Genomic DNA, 1,910 nt, shown 5'->3' with positions numbered 1-1,910 from the left:
ATCGACTCGATCCGCCGCGGGGTGGACGTCGCCCGGGCGGCCGGCCGCACCCACGTCGCCGGGTGCACCGGCTCGACCTCGGAGAAGGTCGCCGTCGCCGTGCACGACCTGCCGGAGGACGCGCTGCTGGACATGGGCGACTTCGCGGGCGCGGTGCTCAAGTACCTCAAGCGCCACCCGGTGCCGCGGCTGACCGTGGCCGGCGGCTTCGCCAAGCTGTCCAAGCTGGCGGCCGGCCACCTCGACCTGCACTCGGCCCGCTCGCAGGTCGACAAGGGCTACCTGGCCGAGCTGGCCCGCCGCGGCGGCGCCTCGCCGGAACTGGCCGCGGCGGTCGCCGCCGCCAACACCGGCCTGGAGGCGGTGCAGTTGTGCGCGGCGGCCGGGGTGCCGCTGGGCGACCTGGTGGCCGAGGCGGCCCGGGCGACCGCGCTCGGCGTGCTCGCCCCGGCCCCGGTGGCGGTGGACGTGATCTGCATCGACCGGGCCGGCACGATCGTCGGCCGGGCCGAGCCGCTGGGCCCGGCCGCCCGCCGGTGACGGGCGCCGCTCAGCCGATGACGGCCTGCGCGTCGATCTCCACCAGCATCGGCTCCTGCGGCAGTTCGACCATCACGGTCGTCCGGCAGGGCTTCACCCCGCCCGGGGCGACGTTCTCCTCGATGAAGGCGGCGTAGGCCGCGTTCATCTCCGCGAAGTCCGAACGCTTCGTCAGGTAGACGCGGAACATCACCACGTCCTCGACGGTGCCGCCGCCCGCCTCGACGATCGCCTTGACGTTCTCCAGCGTTCGCCGGGTCTGAGCCCGCACGTCCCCGGGGTACAGGTACTCCCCGGTCGCCGGGTCCTGCGGGCCCTGGCCGGAGACCTGCAGGATCGGGCCCTTGCGCACCCCCTGGGAGAACATCCAGGCGGGCGCGGGGGCGCCGTCCGTGCGGACCTCGGTCTTCTCGGTCATGCGGTGTGCTTCCTCTCGCGGGATCGGACTCATCGAGGATCAGAAGGGATCGGAAAGGATCAGACGGGGGCGCCCGCGTCGGCGGAGATCGCCCGGGCCGTGGCCAGCAGCTGCGGCAGCAGCTCCAGCACCTGCTCGTACGGCAGCACCACGTCCGGCACCGAGACCGACGCGGCGGCGACGACCCGCCCGGAGACGTCCCGGACGGGCGCGGCCACGCAGTTGATGAACGGCTCGTGCTCGGCGTGGTCCTGCGCCCAGCCCTGGGCGGCGACCTGCTCCAGTTCGGCGAGCAGCTGCTTCGGCCCGGCGATCGTGTTCGCCGTGTGCGGGGTGTACTCGATCGCGGCGGCCACCTTGCGGCGCTCGGCCGGCGGCAGGTCGGCCAGCAGCACCTTCGCCACGGCGGTGCAGTGCAGCGAGGCCCGCAGCCCGATCCGGGAGTACATCCGCACCGGCTGCCGGGAGTCGTACTTGTCGATGTAGACCACCTCGCCGCCCTCGTACGCGGCCAGGTGCACCGTCTGGCCGGTCGCCGCGTTCAGCTCGGCGAGGTGCGGCGCGGCGGTGCGGCGGATGCCGCGCTGCTCCAGGGCCAGGCTGGACAGGGCGAACAGGCCGGCCCCGAGGTGGTAGCGGTGGTTGGCGTCGCGGTGGACGAACCGGCCCTCCTCCAGGCTCTGCAGCAGCCGCAGCACGGTGGTCTTGTGCACCCCGAGCGCCTGCGCCAGCTGGTCGAGGGAGCGTTCGCCCTCGCCGAGTTCGGCGAGCAGGCGCAGGGCGCGGGTGACGGTCTGGCTCATGGGGTGGGTGCTCCGAGGTGCGCGGCCGGCCGGGTGAGTACCGGGGACACGATGCCATCCGCGGTCACCCGGGTCGCCGCCTTCGAGAACGACGACCTCAAGCTGTACGGCGTCCAGTACCACCCCGAGGTGCTGCACTCCGACCACGG

At 73.8% G+C, this 1,910-nt stretch carries 3 protein-coding genes; 1 reads left to right on the top strand and 2 read right to left on the bottom strand.

The window, feature by feature from the left end; translation table 11 throughout:
* On the top strand, nt 1-540 hold a 540-nt coding region (locus ABZ641_RS35430), incomplete at its 5' end, for a cobalt-precorrin-5B (C(1))-methyltransferase (protein WP_359988523.1).
* A 10-nt stretch (nt 541-550) separates the two neighbouring features.
* Here the strand turns inward: ABZ641_RS35430 and ABZ641_RS35425 are convergent.
* Together ABZ641_RS35425 and ABZ641_RS35420 are read right to left on the bottom strand one after the other, a co-directional pair.
* Nucleotides 551-958: a RidA family protein gene (locus tag ABZ641_RS35425; RefSeq protein ID WP_344621530.1), complete on the bottom strand. Its 408-nt coding sequence runs from the start codon at nt 956-958 to the stop codon at nt 551-553.
* Nucleotides 959-1,017: 59 nt separating this feature from the next.
* Nucleotides 1,018-1,761, bottom strand: a complete 744-nt coding sequence (locus ABZ641_RS35420) for an IclR family transcriptional regulator (protein ID WP_359988521.1) — start codon at nt 1,759-1,761, stop codon at nt 1,018-1,020.
* Between the last annotated feature and the right edge of the window lie 149 nt (nt 1,762-1,910).

Origin of the sequence: Kitasatospora sp. NPDC007106, from assembly GCF_040634455.1 — a bacterium.
Taxonomy (GTDB): domain Bacteria; phylum Actinomycetota; class Actinomycetes; order Streptomycetales; family Streptomycetaceae; genus Kitasatospora; species Kitasatospora arboriphila.
This window is presented reverse-complemented; position numbering and strand designations above follow the sequence as displayed.